The sequence below is a fragment of the Pseudomonas sp. AC252 genome (genome assembly GCF_979258105.1).
The window spans coordinates 3,672,552-3,693,175 of the sequence record NZ_OZ409837.1 but is presented as its reverse complement, the minus strand read 5'-3'; the positions used below and the strand labels follow the sequence as shown (position 1 = coordinate 3,693,175).

16 protein-coding genes and 2 pseudogenes are annotated in these 20,624 nt (G+C 58.8%); 6 read left to right on the top strand and 12 right to left on the bottom strand.

Translation table 11 applies throughout. The features are described from left to right. Positions 1–107 precede the first annotated feature (107 nt). The 6 genes from odhB to sdhC all read right to left on the bottom strand — a co-directional run bounded on the left by odhB (position 108) and on the right by sdhC (position 7,690). Positions 108–1,334: a 2-oxoglutarate dehydrogenase complex dihydrolipoyllysine-residue succinyltransferase gene (odhB, locus tag ACZZZ4_RS16870; RefSeq protein WP_024012151.1), complete on the bottom strand. Its 1,227-nt coding sequence runs from the start codon at positions 1,332–1,334 to the stop codon at positions 108–110. A gap of 44 nt (positions 1,335–1,378) precedes the next feature. Then, positions 1,379–4,210: a 2-oxoglutarate dehydrogenase E1 component gene (locus ACZZZ4_RS16865; protein ID WP_039763653.1), complete on the bottom strand. Its 2,832-nt coding sequence runs from the start codon at positions 4,208–4,210 to the stop codon at positions 1,379–1,381. A 251-nt stretch (positions 4,211–4,461) separates the two neighbouring features. Further along, positions 4,462–5,166 (bottom strand): succinate dehydrogenase iron-sulfur subunit, encoded by a 705-nt coding sequence (locus ACZZZ4_RS16860; protein ID WP_016773675.1) that lies wholly within the window; start codon positions 5,164–5,166, stop codon positions 4,462–4,464. A gap of 11 nt (positions 5,167–5,177) precedes the next feature. Beyond that, positions 5,178–6,950 carry a succinate dehydrogenase flavoprotein subunit gene (gene sdhA / locus ACZZZ4_RS16855; protein WP_024012149.1) on the bottom strand — a complete coding sequence of 591 codons (1,773 nt, stop codon included), beginning with the start codon at positions 6,948–6,950 and terminating at the stop codon, positions 5,178–5,180. 3 nt (positions 6,951–6,953) lie between these two features. Then, positions 6,954–7,322 (bottom strand): succinate dehydrogenase, hydrophobic membrane anchor protein, encoded by a 369-nt coding sequence (gene sdhD, locus ACZZZ4_RS16850; protein ID WP_008049683.1) that lies wholly within the window; start codon positions 7,320–7,322, stop codon positions 6,954–6,956. After that, positions 7,316–7,690 carry a succinate dehydrogenase, cytochrome b556 subunit gene (sdhC, locus tag ACZZZ4_RS16845; RefSeq protein ID WP_016773673.1) on the bottom strand — a complete coding sequence of 125 codons (375 nt, stop codon included), beginning with the start codon at positions 7,688–7,690 and terminating at the stop codon, positions 7,316–7,318. The genes sdhD and sdhC overlap by 7 nt, the downstream gene beginning before the upstream one ends. 362 nt (positions 7,691–8,052) lie before the next feature. Here sdhC and gltA point away from each other — a divergent pair, with 362 nt between their 5' ends. Both gltA and ACZZZ4_RS16835 read left to right on the top strand, forming a co-directional pair. Next, a complete protein-coding gene (gltA, locus tag ACZZZ4_RS16840) occupies positions 8,053–9,342 on the top strand; it encodes a citrate synthase (protein ID WP_039763648.1) in 1,290 nt (429 codons plus the stop codon). Between the two features lie 288 nt (positions 9,343–9,630). Beyond that, on the top strand, positions 9,631–9,906 hold the full coding sequence (locus ACZZZ4_RS16835) for a hypothetical protein (RefSeq protein WP_463548264.1): 276 nt from the start codon (positions 9,631–9,633) through the stop codon (positions 9,904–9,906). A gap of 502 nt (positions 9,907–10,408) precedes the next feature. Here ACZZZ4_RS16835 and ACZZZ4_RS16830 read toward each other — a convergent pair. The 3 genes from ACZZZ4_RS16830 to ACZZZ4_RS16820 all read right to left on the bottom strand — a co-directional run bounded on the left by ACZZZ4_RS16830 (position 10,409) and on the right by ACZZZ4_RS16820 (position 13,477). Continuing rightward, positions 10,409–12,067, bottom strand: a complete 1,659-nt coding sequence (locus ACZZZ4_RS16830) for a cation acetate symporter (RefSeq protein WP_039763646.1) — start codon at positions 12,065–12,067, stop codon at positions 10,409–10,411. Further along, on the bottom strand, positions 12,064–12,375 hold the full coding sequence (locus ACZZZ4_RS16825; RefSeq protein WP_016771016.1) for a DUF485 domain-containing protein: 312 nt from the start codon (positions 12,373–12,375) through the stop codon (positions 12,064–12,066). Before ACZZZ4_RS16825 ends, ACZZZ4_RS16830 begins: the two co-directional genes overlap by 4 nt. 250 nt (positions 12,376–12,625) lie before the next feature. Next, positions 12,626–13,477 carry a glycine betaine ABC transporter substrate-binding protein gene (locus ACZZZ4_RS16820; protein WP_463548263.1) on the bottom strand — a complete coding sequence of 284 codons (852 nt, stop codon included), beginning with the start codon at positions 13,475–13,477 and terminating at the stop codon, positions 12,626–12,628. 297 nt (positions 13,478–13,774) lie between these two features. Here ACZZZ4_RS16820 and ACZZZ4_RS16815 point away from each other — a divergent pair. After that, positions 13,775–15,369 (top strand): annotated as a pseudogene (locus ACZZZ4_RS16815) (glycoside hydrolase family 17 protein). A gap of 116 nt (positions 15,370–15,485) precedes the next feature. On the opposite strand, the gene ACZZZ4_RS16810 reads toward ACZZZ4_RS16815, so the two are convergent. Then, positions 15,486–15,854, bottom strand: a complete 369-nt coding sequence (locus ACZZZ4_RS16810) for a hypothetical protein (protein WP_463548262.1) — start codon at positions 15,852–15,854, stop codon at positions 15,486–15,488. A gap of 224 nt (positions 15,855–16,078) precedes the next feature. Between ACZZZ4_RS16810 and ACZZZ4_RS16805 the strand changes: the two genes are divergently transcribed. Next, entirely contained in the window at positions 16,079–17,377 is a 1,299-nt protein-coding gene (locus tag ACZZZ4_RS16805; protein WP_064365440.1) for a hypothetical protein, read from the top strand. Further along, on the top strand, positions 17,370–18,158 hold the full coding sequence (locus ACZZZ4_RS16800) for an MlaA family lipoprotein (RefSeq protein ID WP_024012144.1): 789 nt from the start codon (positions 17,370–17,372) through the stop codon (positions 18,156–18,158). Before ACZZZ4_RS16805 ends, ACZZZ4_RS16800 begins: the two co-directional genes overlap by 8 nt. A gap of 87 nt (positions 18,159–18,245) precedes the next feature. On the opposite strand, the gene ACZZZ4_RS16795 is transcribed toward ACZZZ4_RS16800, so the two are convergent. After that, positions 18,246–19,160 carry a DUF808 domain-containing protein gene (locus tag ACZZZ4_RS16795; RefSeq protein ID WP_415763298.1) on the bottom strand — a complete coding sequence of 305 codons (915 nt, stop codon included), beginning with the start codon at positions 19,158–19,160 and terminating at the stop codon, positions 18,246–18,248. Positions 19,161–19,295: 135 nt separating this feature from the next. Here ACZZZ4_RS16795 and ACZZZ4_RS16790 point away from each other — a divergent pair, with 135 nt between their 5' ends. Continuing rightward, positions 19,296–19,901 carry a TetR/AcrR family transcriptional regulator gene (locus tag ACZZZ4_RS16790; RefSeq protein WP_042607576.1) on the top strand — a complete coding sequence of 202 codons (606 nt, stop codon included), beginning with the start codon at positions 19,296–19,298 and terminating at the stop codon, positions 19,899–19,901. A gap of 131 nt (positions 19,902–20,032) precedes the next feature. Here the strand turns inward: ACZZZ4_RS16790 and ACZZZ4_RS16785 are convergent. Continuing rightward, positions 20,033–20,428 (bottom strand): annotated as a pseudogene (locus ACZZZ4_RS16785) (REP-associated tyrosine transposase); the annotation flags it as partial. Between the last annotated feature and the right edge of the window lie 196 nt (positions 20,429–20,624).

Sequence of the window (20,624 nt, the reverse complement as noted above, 5' to 3'; positions counted from 1 at the left end):
CAAAAAATCCTCTTTAGCAATAAAGCTACAAGCCGCAAGCTTCGAGCTGCAAGCCCAAGCGCTCGTCTTGAGCTTGAGGCTTGTAGCTGAAAGCTTGCAGCTGCTTTTTAGATATCCAGCAACAGACGAGCCGGATCTTCCAGCAGGTTCTTGATGGTCACCAGGAAGGTCACAGCTTCTTTGCCATCGATCAGGCGGTGATCGTAGGACAGTGCCAGGTACATCATCGGACGGATCACGACCTGACCGTTGATGGCCATCGGACGCTGGATGATGTTGTGCATGCCCAGAATCGCTGCCTGCGGCGGGTTGACGATTGGTGTCGACATCATCGACCCGAAGGTACCACCGTTGGTGATGGTGAAGGTACCACCGGTCATCTCGTCCATCGACAGTTTGCCGTCACGGGCTTTCTTGCCAAATGTTGCGATGCCGCCTTCGATTTCAGCCAGGCTCATCAGCTCGGCGTTACGCAGAACCGGTACCACCAGGCCACGGTCGCTGGAAACGGCAACGCCGATGTCCGCATAGCCGTGGTAAACGATGTCGCCGCCGTCGATCGACGCGTTGACAGCCGGGAAGCGTTTCAGCGCTTCGGTGGCCGCTTTCACGAAGAACGACATGAAGCCCAGGCGTACGCCGTTGTGGGACTTCTCGAACAGGTCCTTGTACTTCGAACGCAGGGCCATGACTTCGGTCATGTCGACTTCGTTGAACGTGGTCAGCATCGCCATGTTCGACTGGGCTTCAACCAGACGCTTGGCCACGGTCGCACGTACGCGAGTCATCGGTACGCGCTTCTCGATACGGTCGCCAGCGGCGAACACCGGAGCGGCGGCCGAAGGAGCAGCAGCCTTGGCAGGCGCGGCAGCCGGAGCGGCTTTCTTCGCAGCAACAGCTGCAACCACGTCTTCCTTGGTCACACGACCACCCTTGCCGGTGCCGGCAACGGAAGCGATGTTGATGCCGTTCTCTTCAGCCAGCTTGCGAGCGGCAGGAGCTGCGATCGGGTCATCTTCGCCATCGGCAGCAGCCGGTGCGGCAGCAGCAGTAGCAGCCGGAGCAGCAGCGGCGGCAGGAGCGGCAGCAGCAGCGCCGCCCTCTTCGATCGAGCCCAGAACCTGGTTCGACAGAACGGTAGCGCCCTCTTCGGCAACGATTGCGCCCAGCACGCCGTCCGCCTCAGCCAACACTTCGAGCACGACTTTGTCGGTTTCGATGTCGACGATCAGGTCGTCACGCTTGACGGCCTCACCTGGTTTCTTGTGCCAGGTGGCAACGGTGCCATCGGCAACCGATTCCGGGAATGACGGGGCTTTGATTTCGATAGCCATTATCTGTGGGTCCTTAAAATTCGGTTTCAGTCAGCGCGAAGGCGTTAAACAGTGAAAGCGTCTTGCAGCAGTTTTTCCTGCTGCTCGGCGTGCATCGATGCATAACCACAAGCTGGCGCAGCCGAAGCCTCACGGCCCGCGTACTCAAGTACGAGAGTCTTGTCGAGGTTGGCGATGCTGCGACGCAAGTGATGCTGGCTGCAGTACCAGGCACCCTGGTTCATCGGCTCTTCCTGACACCAGACGGCATGTTTGACGTTGGTGTACGGAGCCAGGACTTCTTTCAAGTCGTCCTCAGGGAACGGATACAGCTGCTCGATACGCACGATGGCGATATCTTCGCGGCCTTCGGCACGGCGTTTTTCCAGCAGGTCGTAGTAGACCTTGCCGCTGCACAGAACCACGCGCTCGACCTTTGTCGGGTCCAGAGCGTCGATTTCCGGGATCACGGTCTGGAACGAACCTTCGGCCAGATCTTCCAGCGTCGAGATGGCCAGCTTGTGGCGCAGCAGCGACTTCGGCGTCAGCACGACCAGCGGCTTGCGCAGCGGACGAATCACCTGACGACGCAGCAAGTGGTAGATCTGTGCCGGCGTGGTCGGCATGCACACCTGAATGTTGTGCTCGGCGCACAGCTGCAGGTAGCGCTCAAGACGTGCCGAGCTGTGCTCAGGGCCCTGACCTTCGTAACCGTGTGGCAGCAACATGGTCAGACCGCAGAGACGGCCCCACTTGTGCTCGCCGCTGGTGATGAACTGGTCGATCACGACCTGTGCACCGTTGGCGAAGTCGCCGAACTGGGCTTCCCAGATCACCAGCGCGTTTGGCGTGGTGGTCGAGTAACCGTATTCGAATGCCAGTACCGCTTCTTCCGAGAGGAACGAGTCGTACAGGTCGAAGCGTGGCTGACCGTCGTACAGGTTCTGCAGCGGAATGTAGGTGCCCGCGTCTTTCTGGTTGTGCAGCACAGCGTGACGGTGCGAGAACGTACCGCGGCCGATGTCCTGACCGGTCATGCGAATCGGGTGACCTTCGAACGCCAGGGTCGCGTACGCCATGGTTTCGGCGTAACCCCAGTTGATCGGCAGGCCGCCGGCTTGCATCTTCTGACGGTCTTCGTAAATCTTCGCGACCTGACGCTGAACCACGAAGCCTTCCGGAATCTCCAGCAGCTTGGCGGACAGTTCTTGCAGGGTCTTGAGATCGAAACGCGTGTCGTGACGCGCAGTCCAGGCGTGGCCCAGGTACGGACGCCAGTCGACGAACAGCTCTTTGTTCGGCTCTTTGACCAGCGATTTCACCACGTGCAGACCGTTGTCCAGCGCGTTGCGGTATTCGTCGACCTTGGCCTGAACACGTTCAGCATCGAGCACACCGGCCTGGGTCAGGCGTTCAGCGTACAGCTCGCGGGTGGTGCGCTGCTTGGTGATCTGCTGATACATCAGAGGCTGGGTGCCGCTTGGCTCGTCGGCCTCGTTGTGGCCGCGACGACGGTAGCAGACCAGATCGATCACCACGTCACGCTTGAACTGCATGCGGTAGTCGATGGCCAGCTGGGTCACGAACAGCACGGCTTCCGGATCATCACCATTCACATGGAGGATCGGCGCCTGGATCATCTTCGCAACGTCGGTGGCGTACTCGGTGGAACGCGAGTCCAGCGGGTTGCTGATGGTGAAACCAACCTGGTTGTTGATCACGATGTGCACGGTACCGCCGGTCTTGAAACCGCGGGTCTGCGACATCTGGAAGGTTTCCATGACCACGCCCTGACCGGCGAATGCCGCGTCACCGTGGATGGAGATCGGCAGTACCTTCTCACCGGTCAGGTCGTTGCGACGGTCCTGACGGGCGCGCACCGAACCCTCGACCACCGGGGAAACGATTTCCAGGTGGGATGGGTTGAACGCCATGGCCAGGTGAACTTCACCGCCGGTGGTCATCACGTTGGACGAGAAGCCCTGGTGATATTTAACGTCACCGGAACCGAGCTCGACCTTCTTCTTGCCTTCGAACTCGTCGAACAGCTCGCGCGGGTTCTTGCCGAAGGTGTTGACCAGCACGTTCAGACGGCCACGGTGGGCCATGCCGATGACGACTTCCTTGGTGCCGTACGAGCCGGAACGCTGGATCAGTTCGTCGAGCATCGGAATCAGGCTTTCGCCGCCTTCCAGACCGAAACGCTTGGTGCCCGGGTATTTGGTGCCCAGGTATTTTTCCAGGCCTTCACCGGCAGTCACGCGCTCAAGCAGGTGGCTCTTGATGTCGGCGGAGTACGTCGGACGGCCACGCACGCTTTCCAGACGCTGCTGGAACCACTGGCGCTGCTCGGAATCGGTGATGTGCGTGAATTCAGCGCCGATGGTGCGGCAATATGTCTGCTGCAACGCTTCGTGAATTTCGCGTAGGCTCGCTTCCTCTTTGCCGATGAACAGGTCGCCGGCACGGAAGGTCGTATCAAGATCGGCATTGGTCAAGCCGTAATGATTGATCGACAGGTCTGCAGGTGCAGGACGCTGCCACAGCCCCAGCGGGTCAAGCTGGGCTGCCTGGTGGCCACGCATACGGTAGGCCTGGATCAATCGCAGCACTTCAACTTGCTTCTTCTCGTGCTCACTGCTCACGCTGCCGGCGGAAACCGGTTGGGCGCGGCGCTGGTTCTTTGCCAGCAGCACGAAATGATCGCGAATCGTCGAGTGCGAAACATCAGTGGCAGAGTTGCCGTCGGCTGGCAACTTCTGAAAGTAGGTGCGCCACTCTTCTGGCACAGCGTTAGGGTCGTGCAGGTAGAGCTCATAAAGCTCTTCCACATAGGCAGCGTTTCCACCTGAAAGGTAGGCGCTGTTCCACATGCGCTGCATCACGCTTTCTTGCATGCTTGGTCACCCTCGGTTAGGGGAACACCATCGGTGTCGACACCGAGCAAACTTGCAGAAGTCCGAATGCAGCGACTAAAACAAGCCACCTAGGATCACACTGATAGTCCGGGTACCAGCCCGGATGCCCCTGCTTGTCTCATTTCTTCAAAAGAAGAGCTGCAGCTTATGGCTACTGCTCTGGTTATAGCCATGACGCGGGTTGAAGCCCGCGCCACAGCCTCTACGGTGCAACGGTTACAGCAGCTGAATCACACGCCGCTCGAAAGCAGCATGTTACGGATGTGACCGATGGCCTTAGTCGGGTTCAGGCCTTTCGGACATACGTTGACGCAGTTCATGATGCCCCGGCAGCGGAAAACGCTGAACGGGTCGTCAAGCGAAGCCAGACGTTCGCTGGTCTTGGTGTCGCGGCTGTCTGCCAGGAAGCGGTAGGCTTGCAGCAGTGCAGCTGGACCCAGGAACTTGTCCGGGTTCCACCAGAAGGACGGGCAAGAGGTCGAGCAGCAGGCGCACAGGATGCACTCGTACAGACCGTCGAGCTTTTCACGCTCTTCTGGCGACTGCAGACGCTCGATGGCCGGAGCCGGCGTGTCGTTCTGCAGGTAAGGCTTCACCTTCTCGTATTGCTTGTAGAAGATGCTCATATCGACGACCAGGTCACGGATAACCGGCAAACCTGGCAGCGGACGAACGATCAGCTTGTTGCCTTTTACAACGGCAGACAGCGGCGTGATGCAGGCCAGGCCGTTCTTGCCGTTGATGTTCATGCCGTCGGAGCCGCAGACGCCTTCACGGCAGGAGCGACGATAGGAGAAACCTTCGTCCTGCTCTTTGATCAGGGCCAGCACGTCCAGCACCATCAGGTCTTTACCACCGGTATCGACCTGGAAATCCTGCATGAACGGCGCAGCGTCCTGATCAGGGTTGTAGCGATAAACACTGACTTGCAACATGGCGGTCACCCTTAATAAGTCCGGACTTTAGGTTCGAAAGTCGGAACAGTCTTCGGCGAGAAGTTCACGGCACGCTTGGTGACGCGCTTGTCACCCGGGAAGTACAGGGTGTGGCACAGCCAGTTTTCGTCATCACGGTCTTCGAAGTCTTCACGGGCGTGAGCGCCGCGGGACTCTTTACGTACTTCGGCCGCGATGGCGGTAGCTTCAGCCACTTCCAGCAGGTTTTGCAATTCCAGCGCTTCGATACGTGCAGTGTTGAACGCCTGCGACTTATCGTTGATCTTCACGTTGGCGATACGCTTGCGCAGATCGGCCAGTTGAGCGATGCCCTTCTGCATGTATTCGCCGGTACGGAATACACCGAAGTAGTTCTGCATGCAGCTTTGCAGCTCGCGACGCAGGGTGGCAACGTCTTCACCGTCGGTACGGTTGTTCAGCGCGTTCAGACGCGACAGTGCAGCTTCGATGTCGGACTCGGTAGCGTCGTCGTATTCGATGCCATCGGTCAACGCCTTTTCCAGGTGCAGGCCGGCAGCGCGACCGAATACCACCAGGTCGAGCAGCGAGTTGCCGCCCAGACGGTTGGCACCGTGGACCGATACGCAAGCCACTTCGCCTACCGCGAACAGGCCAGGAATGATCTGGTCCTGACCTTCGGCGTTCTGGGTGATCGCCTGGCCATGAATGTTGGTGGCAACGCCGCCCATCATGTAGTGGCAGGTCGGCACAACCGGAACCGGAGCAACCACCGGGTCAACGTGGGCGAAAGTCTTCGACAGTTCGCAGATGCCTGGCAGACGGCTGTGCAGCACTTCCTCGCCCAGGTGGTCGAGTTTGAGCATCACGTGGTCGCCATTCGGACCGCAACCGTTACCGGCGATGATTTCCTTGACCATCGAACGGGCAACCACGTCACGGCCGGCAAGGTCTTTGGCGTTCGGAGCATAACGCTCCATGAAACGCTCGCCGTGCTTGTTGATCAGGTAACCACCTTCACCACGGCAACCTTCGGTAACCAGTACACCGGCGCCGGCGATGCCGGTCGGGTGGAACTGCCACATTTCGATGTCTTGCACCGGCACGCCAGCACGCAGAGCCATGCCGACGCCGTCACCGGTGTTGATCAGGGCGTTGGTGGTGGACGCGTAGATACGGCCTGCACCGCCAGTGGCCAGAACGGTGGCCTTGGCACGGATGTAGGAGGTTTCGCCGGTTTCGATGCAAATCGCGATCACACCGACGAATTCGCCTTCCTGGTTTTTCACCAGATCAACAGCGTAGTACTCGTTGAGGAACGTGGTGCCGGCTTTCAGGTTGCCCTGATAAAGCGTGTGCAGCAGCGCGTGACCGGTACGGTCGGATGCAGCGCAAGTACGTGCAGCCTGACCGCCCTTGCCGTAGTCCTTGGACTGGCCACCGAAAGGACGCTGGTAGATGCGGCCTTGCTCGGTACGCGAGAACGGCAGACCCATGTGGTCCAGCTCGAACACGGCAGCCGGGCCTTCCTGACACATGTATTCGATAGCGTCCTGGTCACCGATATAGTCGGAACCCTTGACGGTATCGTACATGTGCCAGCGCCAGTCATCGTTCGGGTCGGCGGAAGCGATGGCGCACGTGATGCCGCCCTGTGCGGATACAGTGTGCGAACGGGTCGGGAAAACCTTGGTGATCACCGCAGTCTTGTGGCCGCCCTGTGCCAGCTGCAGCGCAGCGCGCATGCCGGCACCGCCACCACCAATAATGATGGCGTCGAAAGAAATCGTTGGAATGTTAGCCATGAATCAGATACCCCAGAGAATCTGCACACCCCAGACGAAGTAAGCGAACATCGCAACGCCGCATACTGCCTGGAAAAGGAAACGTATCGCCGTTGCGGACTTGCCGAACGCCATTGGCGTCAGGTAGTCGGTCGCGATGGTCCACATGCCGACCCAGGCGTGAGCGCCCAGAGCAACAAGGGCCAGCAGGCTGAAAATACGCATTCCGTTGTGAGCGAACAGTTCATGCCACTGGGCATACTCGAGGCCAGGATTGGCGACGATGTATCCGATCAGAAAGATGAAGTAAGCCGCGAGAACGACCGCAGACACACGCTGTGCCATCCAGTCATAGAGGCCCGAACGCGACAGGTTAGTGACGTTAGTTACCATATCCAGACTCCTGCCAGAACGATTACCACCACGGAAACGGCGATAACGATTTTCGAGCCCAGCTTGCCGCCTTCCAGCGTCTCACCGATGCCCATGTCCATGATCAAGTGGCGCACACCGGCTACCAGGTGATACAGCAGAGCGGACAGGATGCCCCAAATCACTAGCTTGGCTAGCGGACTGGTCAGACACGCTTTCACCTGACCGAAGCCTTCCTCGGAGCTCAGCGACTTGTCCAATGCGTAAAGCATGATGGCAAGGCACACGAAGAGGATGACACCGGAGATACGGTGAAGAATGGACGTGTAAGCAGTGACTGGGAGTTTGATGGTCCTTAGGTCTAGGTTTACAGGTCGTTGGCTTTTCACGGCTTTTTTTCACACTGAAGAGCCCCTAACAATCAGGGCAAAGTTGTTGGGGAGTGCACTGGTCAGGTAACCACCACCCAGGGATGCGACCCCCAATGAAAGCAAGCCCAAAAGCCCTTGGCGGTCGGTGGCCGAGTATAGACAGTTAGGCTACTAATGACAACGCGTTCACCTACCCCCAATAGCGGATTGCACAAGTTGCATAAAAGGCGTAAATGGCAGGCAATTTCGAGGAAAAAGTCGGCTTAAAGCCTTCTGGAGCAAGACTTTAGGCAAATTGACATTCGAATTTATCTCACTATAGTGGTGCGGGCCCTGCGTGGGGGGTCTGTCTGATGGTTCAAGCATAAATAGGAGGCCACATGGCTGACAAAAAAGCGCAGTTGATCATCGAGGGCGCAGCCCCCGTCGAGCTGCCCATTTTAACCGGCACCGTTGGTCCCGATGTAATCGATGTTCGGGGCCTGACGGCCACGGGCCGCTTCACTTTCGACCCGGGTTTCATGTCGACCGCTTCGTGCGAATCGAAAATCACCTATATCGACGGCGACAACGGCATTCTGTTGCACCGCGGCTACCCGATCGAACAGCTGGCTGAAAAGTCGGACTACCTGGAAACCTGCTACCTGCTGCTCAACGGCGAACTGCCGACCGCAGAACAGAAGGCCCAGTTCGTCAGCACCGTGAAAAACCACACCATGGTTCACGAGCAGCTGAAAACCTTCTTCAACGGTTTCCGTCGCGACGCCCACCCGATGGCCGTCATGTGCGGTGTAGTCGGCGCCCTCTCGGCCTTCTACCACGACTCCCTGGACATCAATAACCCGCAGCATCGCGAAATCTCTGCGATCCGTCTGGTTGCGAAGATGCCGACCCTGGCAGCGATGGTCTACAAGTACTCCATGGGCCAACCCATGATGTACCCTCGCAACGACCTGACGTACGCGGAAAACTTCCTGCACATGATGTTCAACACCCCGTGCGAGATCAAACCGATCAGCCCGGTACTCGCCAAGGCCATGGACCGGATCTTCATCCTCCACGCCGACCACGAGCAGAACGCTTCGACCTCCACCGTGCGCCTGGCCGGCTCTTCGGGTGCCAACCCGTTCGCTTGTATCGCCGCCGGTATCGCCGCACTGTGGGGCCCTGCCCACGGCGGTGCGAACGAAGCCGTGTTGACCATGCTCGACGAGATTGGCGATGTGTCGAACATCGACAAGTTCATCGCCAAGGCCAAGGACAAGAACGATTCGTTCAAGCTGATGGGCTTCGGTCACCGCGTCTACAAGAACCGCGACCCTCGCGCGACTGTCATGAAGCAGACCTGCGACGAAGTGCTGAAGGAACTGGGCATCAACAACGATCCGCAACTCGAACTGGCCATGCGCCTGGAAGAGATCGCCCTGACCGACCCGTACTTCATCGAACGCTCGCTGTATCCGAACGTCGACTTCTACTCGGGGATCATCCTCAAGGCGATCGGCATTCCGACCAGCATGTTCACGGTGATTTTCGCCCTGGCACGTACTGTGGGCTGGATCTCGCACTGGAAGGAAATGCTCTCGAGCCCTTACAAGATTGGCCGTCCGCGCCAGCTGTACACCGGTTACGAGTCGCGTGACATCACCAAGCTGGAAGATCGCAAATAAGGGTTTTTCCTTTTTTGTGATGGTTTAGTGGTGTGTCAGGAACGGCCTCTTATATAGAGGCCGTTTTTGTTTGGTTTGCCCTCCAGAATTCTGAGCATATCCGTTGCTGCGGTAACGGCTTCTTATGGTTTCGCTCTTACAGCGAGTTACCTTTTCCAAACGCCGAAAAGGTAACCCAAAAGGCTTTGCCCCGGCGTACGGCCCGCTCGCTGAGGCTCGGGGTTCCTTCGTTACGGGACCGATCCGGGCGCAGCGGCTACGGTTGGCTTCGCTGCACCTACACTCGCTGTGTACGACTGCGTCGTACGGTCGCTGCGCTCCCACCCTCGGATCGATCCCGTAACGAAGCCTGCCGAAGGGGCAAAAGAGCCAGAGCCAGAGCCAGAGCAAGAGCAAGAGCAAGAGCAAGAGCAAGAGCAAGAGCAAGAGCAAGAGCAAGAGCAAGAGCAAGAGCAAGAGCAAGAGCAAAAGCAAAAGCAAAAGCAAAAGCCAGGTCAAAAGATCGCAGCCTTCGGCAGCTCCTACAATTGGATTGGGTACACCCTCAAAAAACAGGTCGGCTGACAGGCCGCCTTCGCGAGCAGGCTCGCTCCCACAGAAAAGCAAAGCAGCGCAGTCGCCCGCGGCGAAGCCGCACCACTCAACAATGAGCGCAAGCTCGAGTGCTCTTGATCTTGATCCACCGGCGACGTCGGAAGGCTGAGTGGAGGGATTGATCCGGGCGTGGGAGCGCAGCGACCGTCTGGCGCAGCCAGACACAGCGGAAGGAGGTGCAGCGAAGCAAACCGTAGCCGCTGCGCCAGGATCAGTCCCGGAGCGAAGGAACCCGAGCCTGCGAGGGCCGAACGCAGGAGCAAGCGTTTTTTTGCTTACTTTTTTTAGGCGTTTGTAAAAAAAGTGAGTCGCCGTAAGGGCGAAACCGCCAGCCGCAGCACCTCAAAAAACGGATATTCACCCAAAACCACCCGATAACCGCCCACAAAAAAAACGCCCCAATCTCTCAACCAGGGCGTTTTCTTAAAGCTTGAAGCTTGAAGCTTGAAGCTTGCAACTCACATCTGATCTCTTAGTGCGAAACCGCCCCACTCGCCCCCAACCCGGTCTGCGAACGCACAAACTGCGGGAAGAACAGCGCCCGCTCGTTATCCGCAGCCGCCGACTTGTCAGTGATCGAGAAGAACCAGATCCCGATAAAGGCAATGATCATCGAGAACAGCGCCGGATACTCGTAAGGGAAGATCGCCTTCTCGTGATGCAGAATCTGCACCCAGATGGTCGGGCCGAGGATCATCAGGCCCACGGCACTGATCAGACCCAGCCAGCCGCCAATCATCGCGCCACGAGTGGTCAGCTTCTTCCAGTACATCGAAAGCAGCAGCACAGGGAAGTTGCAGCTCGCCGCGATGGAGAACGCCAGGCCGACCATGAACGCAATGTTCTGGCTTTCGAACAGAATGCCCAGACCAATCGCCAGCACCGCCAGGGCGATGGTGGTGATCTTCGACACGCGAATCTCATCCTTCTCGTTGGCCTTGCCCTTCTTGATCACACTGGCGTACAGGTCGTGCGAGACCGCCGAAGCACCGGCCAGGGTCAGACCGGCCACCACTGCCAGAATGGTCGCGAACGCCACCGCCGAGATGAAGCCGAGGAAGATGCTGCCGCCGACCGCGTTGGCCAGGTGCACCGCCGCCATGTTGTTGCCGCCGAGCAAGGCGCCCGCTGCATCCTTGAAGGCCGGGTTGGTGCTGACCAGCAGGATCGCGCCGAAGCCGATGATGAAGGTCAGGATGTAGAAGTAGCCAATGAAACCGGTAGCGTACAGCACGCTCTTGCGCGCTTCTTTTGCGTCACTCACGGTGAAGAAGCGCATCAGAATGTGTGGCAGGCCAGCGGTACCGAACATCAGCGCCAGACCCAGCGAGAATGCCGAGATCGGATCCTTGACCAGCCCGCCCGGGCTCATGATCGCTTCGCCCTTGGCGTGCACCTTGATCGCTTCAGAGAACAGCGTGTTGAAGTCAAAGCCCACGTGCTTCATTACCATCAGCGCCATGAACGAGGCACCGGACAGCAGCAGCACGGCCTTGATGATCTGCACCCAAGTGGTCGCGAGCATGCCACCGAACAGCACGTACATGCACATCAGCACGCCGACCAGAATCACCGCCACGTGGTAATCGAGGCCGAACAGCAGTTGGATCAGCTTGCCGGCACCGACCATTTGCGCGATCAGGTAGAACGCCACCACCACCAGCGAACCGCAGGCCGACAGTGTGCGAATCTGGGTTTGCCCGAGGCGGTAGGACGCCACGTCGGCAAAGGTGTATTTACCCAGGTTGCGCAGGCGCTCGGCGATCAGGAACAGAATGATCGGCCAGCCGACGAGGAAGCCGATCGAGTAGATCAGGCCGTCGTAGCCGGAGGTGAACACCAGCGCGGAAATCCCCAGGAAGGACGCCGCCGACATGTAGTCGCCAGCAATGGCCAGGCCGTTCTGGAAACCGGTGATCTTGCCGCCCGCCGCATAGTAGTCGGCGGCCGAGTTGTTTTTCTTCGACGCCCAGTAGGTGATGTACAGCGTCGCGCCAACGAAGGCCACGAACATCAGGATCGCCGGGATGTTCAGCGGTTGCTTGGCCACCGCACCGGTCAGGGCGTCAGCCGCCCAGGCGCCAGGTGCGAATGCCGCAATGCTCAGAAGAGCCAGTAGACGCCGGATCATTGCTGAGCCTCCTTGAGAATCGCATTGTTCAGGTCGTCGAACTCGCCATTGGCGCGGCGCACGTAGATGCCGGTCAGGACGAAGGCCGAAATAATCAGGCCGACACCGATCGGGATGCCCCAGGTGATTGACGATTCAGGACTGAGTTTCGCCCCGAGCACATGCGGCCCGTATGCGATCAGCAGAATGAATGCGGAGTACAGCCCAAGCATGATTGCCGAGAGAATCCAGGCGAATCGTTCCCTTTTCTGAACCAGCTCCTTGAATCGGGGACTGTTTTGAATCGAGAGGTAAATGCTGTCGTTCATTGTTTTTATCCTCGCAGCACAGATTATTGTTGGAACGTAGCTAATGTATGCGGCTGCGAGAGAGGTTCCAGACGACCTTAGTAGTAGATGGCCATGATGTATTCGCCATTTTCAAGCAAACACAAAAACCTGTGGGAGCTGGCTTGCCAGCGATGGCGTCGTTTCAGTCAACTGATCAGTCAACTGACAGACCGCTATCGCGGGCAAGCCCGCTCCCACAGGGTTTGCGGTGATCCGAAGCTATTTGCGGTTATTTGGTCCAGTCAGCTACACGATCCGGGTGTTTGGCCACCCAGTCCTTGGCCGCTGCATCAGGCTTGGCGCCGTCCTGAATCGCCAGCATGACCTCGCCGATTTCGTCTTTCGACGCCCACTGGAAGTTTTTCAGGAACTTGGCCACTTCCGGCGCCTTGGCTTCGAGGCCTTTGCTGCCGATACTGTTGACGGTTTCAGCCTGGCCATACACGCCTTTCGGGTCGTCGAGGAAGCGCAGTTTCCACTTGGCGAACATCCAGTGCGGCACCCAACCGGTGACGGCGATGGATTCGTTTTTCTTCTCGGCGCGGGTCAACTCGGCAATCATGCCGGCGCCGGAACTGGCCTTGAGGCTGTACTTGTCCAGACCATAATCCTTGATCGCCTGATCGGTCTTGAGCATTACGCCTGAACCGGCATCGATACCGACGATGCGGTTTTTGAAGCTGTCGTCGGTTTTCAGGTCTTCGATCGATTTGGCTTTGACGTACTCCGGCACGATCAGGCCGATCTTCGCGTCCTTGAAGTTCGGGCCGTAATCGACGACCTGATCCTTGTTTTTCGTCCAATAATCGCCGTGGGTCACCGGCAGCCAGGCCGAGAGCATGGCGTCGAGTTTGCCGGTGGCCACGCCCTGCCACATGATCCCGGTGGCGACGGCTTGCAGTTTCACGTCATATCCGAGTTTCTGTTTGATCACTTCGGCCGCCACGTGAGTGGTCGCGACGCTGTCGGACCAGCCGTCAACGTAACCGATGTTCAGGGTCTGTTTTTCAGCGTTGGCGAAAGTGGAACTCATCGCAAGCGCCAGAGCGGCACCTGCGCCTAAAAGTCGTCGCATCTTCATCGTTTACTTCCCCGAAATGCTGCGCCCGACGGATGCCGGGCATCGTCAACGTATTGTTATGGTGCACAGCGCCCCCATCACGCCGGACCTCACACACCGAACATCAGCCGATTTTTCAAAAAGGGTACTGATGGTTTGATCATCAACCTCAAGCGGCAGTCGACCTGCTCTGTCAGCGACCTCAAGGCAGCGAGAAACGACATCAGAAAGCCATTAATCAAGCGAGATTAATTGACGCCAGGCAATCCGCCCGAACTTTGCATGTACAACGCCTGCGAGCCACCTGCCCTTCTATAAATGCAGGTAACATGCGTCGCTTTGCAGCCACTCGGCCTGACCATGTCCGCGACGTCCCGATTTCCTTTTTGCCCTATCTGTTCGCCTGCCTGCTCGGGCTCCTGGCCCTTGGTGGTTTCTGGTACGGCCTCGGCCAACCGGTGATCCTGCCCGACGCTGCAACGCCGACGCACAAGCTGCAATGCGCCTCGTATACACCGTTCGACAAGGACCAGTCGCCGTTCGACGTGCCGTTCAAATTGCGCCCCGAGCGTATGGACGCCGACCTCGCGCTGCTGGCGACGCGCTTTGAATGCATCCGCACCTACTCGATGACCGGCCTCGACGCCCTGCCCGATCTGGCGCGCAAGCACGGTCTGAAGTTGATGATCGGCGCCTGGGTCAACAGCAACCCCGTGGATACCGAGCAGGAAGTCGAGTTGCTGATCAAATCCGCCAACGCCAACCCCGACGTTGTTACGGCGGTGATCGTCGGCAACGAAGCACTGCTGCGTAAAGAGGTTACCGGCGCGCAACTGGCACGGCTGATCAACAAGGTCAAAAGCCAGGTCAAGCAACCGGTGACTTACGCCGATGTCTGGGAATTCTGGCTAAAGCACCCGGAAATCGCCCCGGCCGTGGATTTCCTGACCATTCACTTGCTGCCGTACTGGGAAGACGACCCATCGAACATCGACGTGGCGCTGCGGCATGTGGCGGATGTGCGCCAGGTGTTCGGCAACAAATTCGCGCCCAAAGACGTGATGATTGGCGAAACCGGCTGGCCGAGCGAAGGCCGTCAGCGCGAAACAGCTGTGCCGAGCCGGGTCAACGAGGCGAAATTCATTCGTGGATTTGTGGCGATGGCCGAGCAGGAAGGCTGGCGCTACAACCTGATCGAAGCCTTCGATCAACCGTGGAAGCGCGGCAGTGAAGGCGCGGTCGGCGGTTATTGGGGGCTGTTCGATACCGATCGCCAGGACAAGGGCGTGCTCGCCGGGCCGGTGAGCAATGTGCCGTACTGGAAAGAGTGGCTGGCGGTTGGCGCCGTGATTTTCCTCGGCACGTTAGTGGTTGGTGGGCGCGTGCGCACCATACGCTCGGCGCTTGTGCTGCCACTGCTGGGCGCTGTCGCGGCGTGCTCGATTGGCGCCTGGGGCGATCTGGCTCGATTGACCACACGGTTTGCCGGTGAATGGCTGTGGGTCGGCTTGCTGACCGGGTTGAATCTGTTGGTGCTTGCGCATGCCGCGCTGACGTTAAGCGCACGTACCGGTTGGCGCGCGCGAGCATTCGATTTCCTCGAGCGTCGCGCCGGCTGGCTGGTCGCGGCGGCCGGTTTTGCTGCGGCGGTGATGATGCTGGAAATGGTCTTCGATCCGCGCTATCGCAGTTTCGCCAGCATGGCGTTCGTGCTGCCGGCACTGGTCTACCTGTGCCGCCCGGTGAGCGTGCCGCGTCGGGAGATTGCGCTGCTGACCTTTATCATCGGCGCGGGGATTGCGCCGCAGTTGTATCAGGAAGGGTTGCTGAATCAGCAGGCCTGGGGTTGGGCGTTGGTCAGTGGACTGATGGTGGTGGCGTTGTGGCGATGCCTGCGGGTTCGCAAGGCCTGATTTCAGCGCCTTCGAAATCGCCATCGCTGGCAAGCCAGCTCCCACAGGATTTCTGCTGCACACAAATGTTGTGTTCACCTCAATACCTGTGGGAGCGGGCTTGCCCGCGATGACTGTCAGGCGCTGCGGGACTCGCGGACCAGGCGCAACCCGGCAATCACCACCGCAAACACCGCCAACGTCGTGTTGTACAACGCCAATGCCGGCAGGCCGAACACCAGCGCCAGCACCGCCAGCCACCACCCTGCCCGTCCCGGCACGACAAACGCCAATACCGCCGCGCCCACCGCCGCCCAGCCCAACACCTTGAAATGAATCATCAGCCCGAGGTTCGAGCGCACTACGCATTCCCAGCGGCTGGCCTCGTCGACACAGATGCCCACCCACTGCCCGTTTTCCATGAAGCCATAGCGCGCGGCATAACTGGCGGCCAGCCATAAAGGCAACAAAACGAGCAGCACAATCACGGGCAAGCGGCGGGACATGGAGCACTCCAATCTGCGGAAATCGGCGGCCAGCTTAATCTGCCGACCGGCATTCGCAAGCACTAACAACTGTTAACTGTTCAGCGAGCCCTCGCAACGTGTATCGTCCAGCTACTATTACCCCGAATTCCGCCTGTTTGGTGCCGCAGCATGGCACTTTGGCGCACGGCCGGTGGTCATAGCCTGCGAACTTCAATCGGCACCTTCCTCTAAGGGATCTAGTCATGCTCCGTTCCTTGCGCTTCGCCGCGCTGTTCAGCGGCCTAATTTTGAGTGCGTCCGCGCTGGCGGTGGATATCGACGCCGCCAGCTATGGCTACCCGCTGACCAACCCGTTCGAGGCGACGATCGCCACGACACCACCGGACCTGCGTCCGGAGTTGCCGCTGGACGATGACATCACTCAATCGGATCGCAGCCTCACCCTGCGCCCGGAGCGCGAGTTCCAGCTGCCGGACAATTTCTGGGCAGTCAAAAAACTCACCTACCGCATCGCCACGCAGGACAAACCGGCGCCGCTGATCTTCCTGATCGCCGGCACCGGCGCGCGCTTTGACAGCACGCTCAATGAATACCTGAAGAAGTTGTATTACAAGGCCGGCTACCACGTCGTGCAGTTGTCGTCGCCGACCAGCTTCGACTTCATCAGCGCCGCCTCGCGTTTCGCCACCCCGGGCGTGACCAAGGAAGACGCCGAAGACATGTACCGGGTGATGCAGGCCGTGCGGGCGCAAAACCCGAAACTGCCGGTCACCGAGTACTACCTGACCGGTTACAGCCTGGGCGCCCTCGATGCTGCGTTCGTCGCGCATCTGGATGAGACCCGCCGCAGTTTCAACTTCAAGAAAGTCCTGCTGCTCAACCCGCCGGTCAACCTCTATACCTCGGTGACCAACCTCGACAAGCTGGTACAGACCGAGGTCAAGGGCATCAACAACAGCACCACGTTCTATGAACTGGTACTGGCCAAACTGACCCGCTACTTCCAGCAGAAAGGCTACATCGACCTCAACGATGCGCTGTTGTATGACTTCCAGCAGTCAAAACAGCACCTGACCAACGAACAGATGGCCATGCTGATCGGCACGTCGTTCCGTTTCTCGGCGGCCGACATTGCCTACACCTCGGACCTGGTCAACCGTCGCGGCCTGATCACCCCGCCGAAATTCCCGATCACCGAAGGCACCAGTCTCACGCCGTTCCTCAAGCGTGCGCTGCAATGCGATTTCGACTGCTACATCACCGAGCAGGTGATTCCGATGTGGCGCGCGCGCACTGACGGCGGCAGCCTGCTGCAACTGATCGATCAGGTCAGCCTGTATGCGCTCAAGGATTACCTGCACGACAGCCCGAAAATCGCCGTCATGCACAACGCCGACGACGTCATCCTCGGCCCTGGCGACCTGGGCTTCCTGCGTAAAACCTTCGGTGATCGCCTGACCGTTTACCCACTGGGCGGCCACTGCGGCAACCTTAACTACCGCGTCAACAGCGACGCCATGCTGGAGTTCTTCCGTGGCTAAATATCTCCTGCTGATTGCAGCGTTCCTCTGTGCAGGCGTGGCCCAGGCCGACAACAGTAAAGCCGACGCACCGGTGGTGGTCGACAGCGACGGCTTCAAGGAACCGCTGACCAAACTCAAGTTCAACCCGGGCCTGGACCAGCGTGAATTCGAGCGCTCGACGCTCAACGCGCTGAACGTGTATGACCCGCTGGAGTCGTGGAACCGCCGGGTCTACCACTTCAACTACCGCTTCGACCAGTGGGTGTTCCTGCCGGTGGTCGACGGTTACCGCTACATCACGCCAAGCTTTGTGCGTACCGGGGTGAGCAACTTCTTCAACAACATTGGCGACGTGCCGAACCTGGTCAACAGCCTGTTGCAGTTCAAGGGCCAGCGCTCGATGGAAACCACTGCGCGCCTGCTGCTCAACACCACCATCGGCATCGCCGGCCTGTGGGACCCGGCCACCGCCATGGGCCTGCCACGCCAGAACGAAGACTTCGGTCAGACGTTGGGCTTCTATGGCGTACCCGGCGGCGCCTACTTCGTACTGCCGATCTTCGGCCCGTCGAATATCCGCGACACTGCGGGTCTGGCCGTGGACTACACCGCCGACACCGCGATCAACTTCCTCAATGTCGCCGAAGTCAGCTCGAATCATCCGGAAGTCTGGGCCTTGCGTGCGATCGACAAGCGCTATCAGACCAGCTTCCGCTACGGCCAGATGAACTCGCCGTTCGAGTACGAGAAAGTGCGTTACGTCTACACCGAAGCGCGCAAGTTGCAGATTGCCGAGTAATCTCGGCGGGTACAAAAAGGGCCATTCGATGCAAGTCGAATGGCCCTTTTTTGTGGCTCAACACAAATCAGAATGTGGGTTTCATGTTCAGCCTTTGATTGCGTGCCAGAGCTTGCCCACGGCAGTCACCACGGCCAACACCACAGCCCCGGCAATAATCCCCGCAACACCATTGAGCAACATCGGCACGGCGAACCCGGCGCTCCCTGCTGCCGCACCGACACCTTCGATCCAGTGATGCAGCACCGGCACGCCATGGGTCAGGATGCCGCCGCCAACCAGGAACATCGCCGCCGTGCCGACCACCGATAGGGTTTTCATCATGTACGGCGCGGCGCTGAGAATGCCGCCGCCGATCTTTTTCGCCATCTGCCCGGGTTTCTGCGTCAGCCACAGGCCCAGATCGTCGAGTTTGACGATGCCCGCCACCAAACCGTACACGCCTACGGTCATGACAATGGCGATGCCGGACATGACGATCACCTGCTGGGTCAGCGAGGCATCTGCCACGGTGCCGAGGGTGATGGCGATGATTTCTGCCGAGAGAATGAAGTCGGTACGGATCGCGCCTTTGATCTTGTCCTTTTCGTAAGCCACCAGATCGGTGGCCGGGTCGGCGACGGCTTCGGTCAGCTGCGCATGCCCGGCCTCATCTTCCTCTTTGCTGTGCAAAAACTTGTGCGCGAGCTTCTCGAAACCCTCGAAACACAGGTACGCACCACCGACCATCAACAACGGCGTCACCAGCCATGGCACGAAGGCGCTGATCGCCAGCGCCGACGGCACGAGGATCAGCTTGTTGACGAACGAGCCCTTGGCCACCGCCCAGACCACGGGAATTTCCCGCTCGGCGCGCACGCCCGAAACCTGCTGGGCATTGAGCGCCAGATCGTCACCGAGTACCCCGGCGGTCTTCTTCGCGGCCATTTTGCTCATCAACGCCACGTCATCCAGCACGGTGGCAATGTCGTCGACCAGCACCAGCAAACTGCTTCCTGCCATGAATCCTGTTTCCTTCTGTGTATGAATGTTGCCAAGCATAACGCGACCGCCGGCCACAGGCTGCATTGTTGAGCGCCGCTCAAGGCCGGTGCTACCATGCGCCACCGCCAGAACAGGCAAGGAACCACCGGGTTTATGAGCACAATCCGCGAGCGTAACAAAGAACTGATCCTGCGCGCCGCCAGCGAAGAGTTTGCCGACAAGGGCTTCGCGGCGACCAAAACCAGCGACATCGCCGCCAAGGCGGGATTGCCCAAGCCCAACGTCTATTACTACTTCAAATCCAAGGAAAACCTCTACCGCGAGGTGCTGGAAAGCATCATCGAGCCGATTCTGCAGGCCTCGACCCCGTTCAACCCGGACGGCGTGCCGAGCGAGGTGCTGAGCGGCTACATCCGCTCCAAAATCCGCATCTCCCGCGACCTGCCCTACGCCTCCAAAGTGTTCGCCAGTGAAATCATGCACGGCGCCCCGCACCTGAGCGCTGATCTGGTCGAACAGCTCAACGCCCAGGCCAAACACAACATCGCCTGCATCCAGAGCTGGATCGACCGCGGCCAGATCGCCCCGATCGACCCCAACCACCTGATGTTCAGCATCTGGGCCGCGACCCAGACCTACGCCGACTTCGACTGGCAGATTTCTGCAGTCACCGGGAAAGACAAACTCGATGAAGCCGATTATGAAGCGGCGGCGCAGACGATCATTCGGTTGGTGTTGAAGGGGTGTGAGCCGGATTGATACACCGAGGCGCGACTATCGCTGGCAAGCCAGCTCCCACAGATTTATGGGTTGGATTCGGAATCAATAAACAACATGGAATCCTGTGGGAGCTGGCTTGCCAGCGATGGCGGCAACTCGGTTTCATTTCTAATCCAAATGGTGTCCCACAACGGATAGTCGGCAATTGTATCTACCAGGCCCGCCCGCAATGGGTTGGCCACAACATAACGCGCCATTTTCTCCAGATTTTCTTCCCTCCTCAGCGCCCGATCATGAAAACCGTACTGCCAGAGCGGCCCGGTTCGACCTGTCGAACGGTTAACCTCCCGCGTACTCAGTGATTTGGTCTCTCGCATCAACTTGCTAAGTGAGCAATTTTCAAGCTCAACGAGCCAATGAAAATGGTCAGGCATGACAACCCATGCCAATGATTTCGCCAACCCCAGGTCATGTGCACGACGAAATTGCGCAACGACCAGTCTGCCCAAAGCGAAATCAGCAAATACCGGCTCGCGATCAAGTGTGTTGGTGGTGAGAAGATAAATTCGATTCGGCTATGCATAGCGGCCGATACGCAAGCGATGTGAAGCAGGAAAATCAGGCAATCCATTGCCCCTTTCATGATGTGTTCAGATGGAAGGCTAGACCTCAAAGCCAACTACATCGCGGCAGTCTTTTTTCTTGATGTGTCAGCCAGACCGCCATCGCTGGCAAGCCAGCTCCCACAGGGATTTGTGTCGT

Bases quoted from the DNA above. Each gene is read 5' to 3' on its own strand.
- ACZZZ4_RS16830 (WP_039763646.1), bottom strand. From the start codon at position 12,067: ATGATCCGGCGTCTACTGGCTCTTCTGAGCATTGCGGCATTCGCACCT.
- ACZZZ4_RS16810 (WP_463548262.1), bottom strand. From the start codon at position 15,854: ATGTCCCGCCGCTTGCCCGTGATTGTGCTGCTCGTTTTGTTGCCTTTA.
- sdhD (WP_008049683.1), bottom strand. From the start codon at position 7,322: ATGGTAACTAACGTCACTAACCTGTCGCGTTCGGGCCTCTATGACTGG.
- gltA (WP_039763648.1), top strand. From the start codon at position 8,053: ATGGCTGACAAAAAAGCGCAGTTGATCATCGAGGGCGCAGCCCCCGTC.
- odhB (WP_024012151.1), bottom strand. From the start codon at position 1,334: ATGGCTATCGAAATCAAAGCCCCGTCATTCCCGGAATCGGTTGCCGAT.
- ACZZZ4_RS16820 (WP_463548263.1), bottom strand. From the start codon at position 13,477: ATGAAGATGCGACGACTTTTAGGCGCAGGTGCCGCTCTGGCGCTTGCG.
- ACZZZ4_RS16805 (WP_064365440.1), top strand. From the start codon at position 16,079: ATGCTCCGTTCCTTGCGCTTCGCCGCGCTGTTCAGCGGCCTAATTTTG.
- sdhA (WP_024012149.1), bottom strand. From the start codon at position 6,950: ATGGCTAACATTCCAACGATTTCTTTCGACGCCATCATTATTGGTGGT.
- ACZZZ4_RS16790 (WP_042607576.1), top strand. From the start codon at position 19,296: ATGAGCACAATCCGCGAGCGTAACAAAGAACTGATCCTGCGCGCCGCC.
- ACZZZ4_RS16865 (WP_039763653.1), bottom strand. From the start codon at position 4,210: ATGCAAGAAAGCGTGATGCAGCGCATGTGGAACAGCGCCTACCTTTCA.
- ACZZZ4_RS16825 (WP_016771016.1), bottom strand. From the start codon at position 12,375: ATGAACGACAGCATTTACCTCTCGATTCAAAACAGTCCCCGATTCAAG.
- ACZZZ4_RS16795 (WP_415763298.1), bottom strand. From the start codon at position 19,160: ATGGCAGGAAGCAGTTTGCTGGTGCTGGTCGACGACATTGCCACCGTG.
- ACZZZ4_RS16860 (WP_016773675.1), bottom strand. From the start codon at position 5,166: ATGTTGCAAGTCAGTGTTTATCGCTACAACCCTGATCAGGACGCTGCG.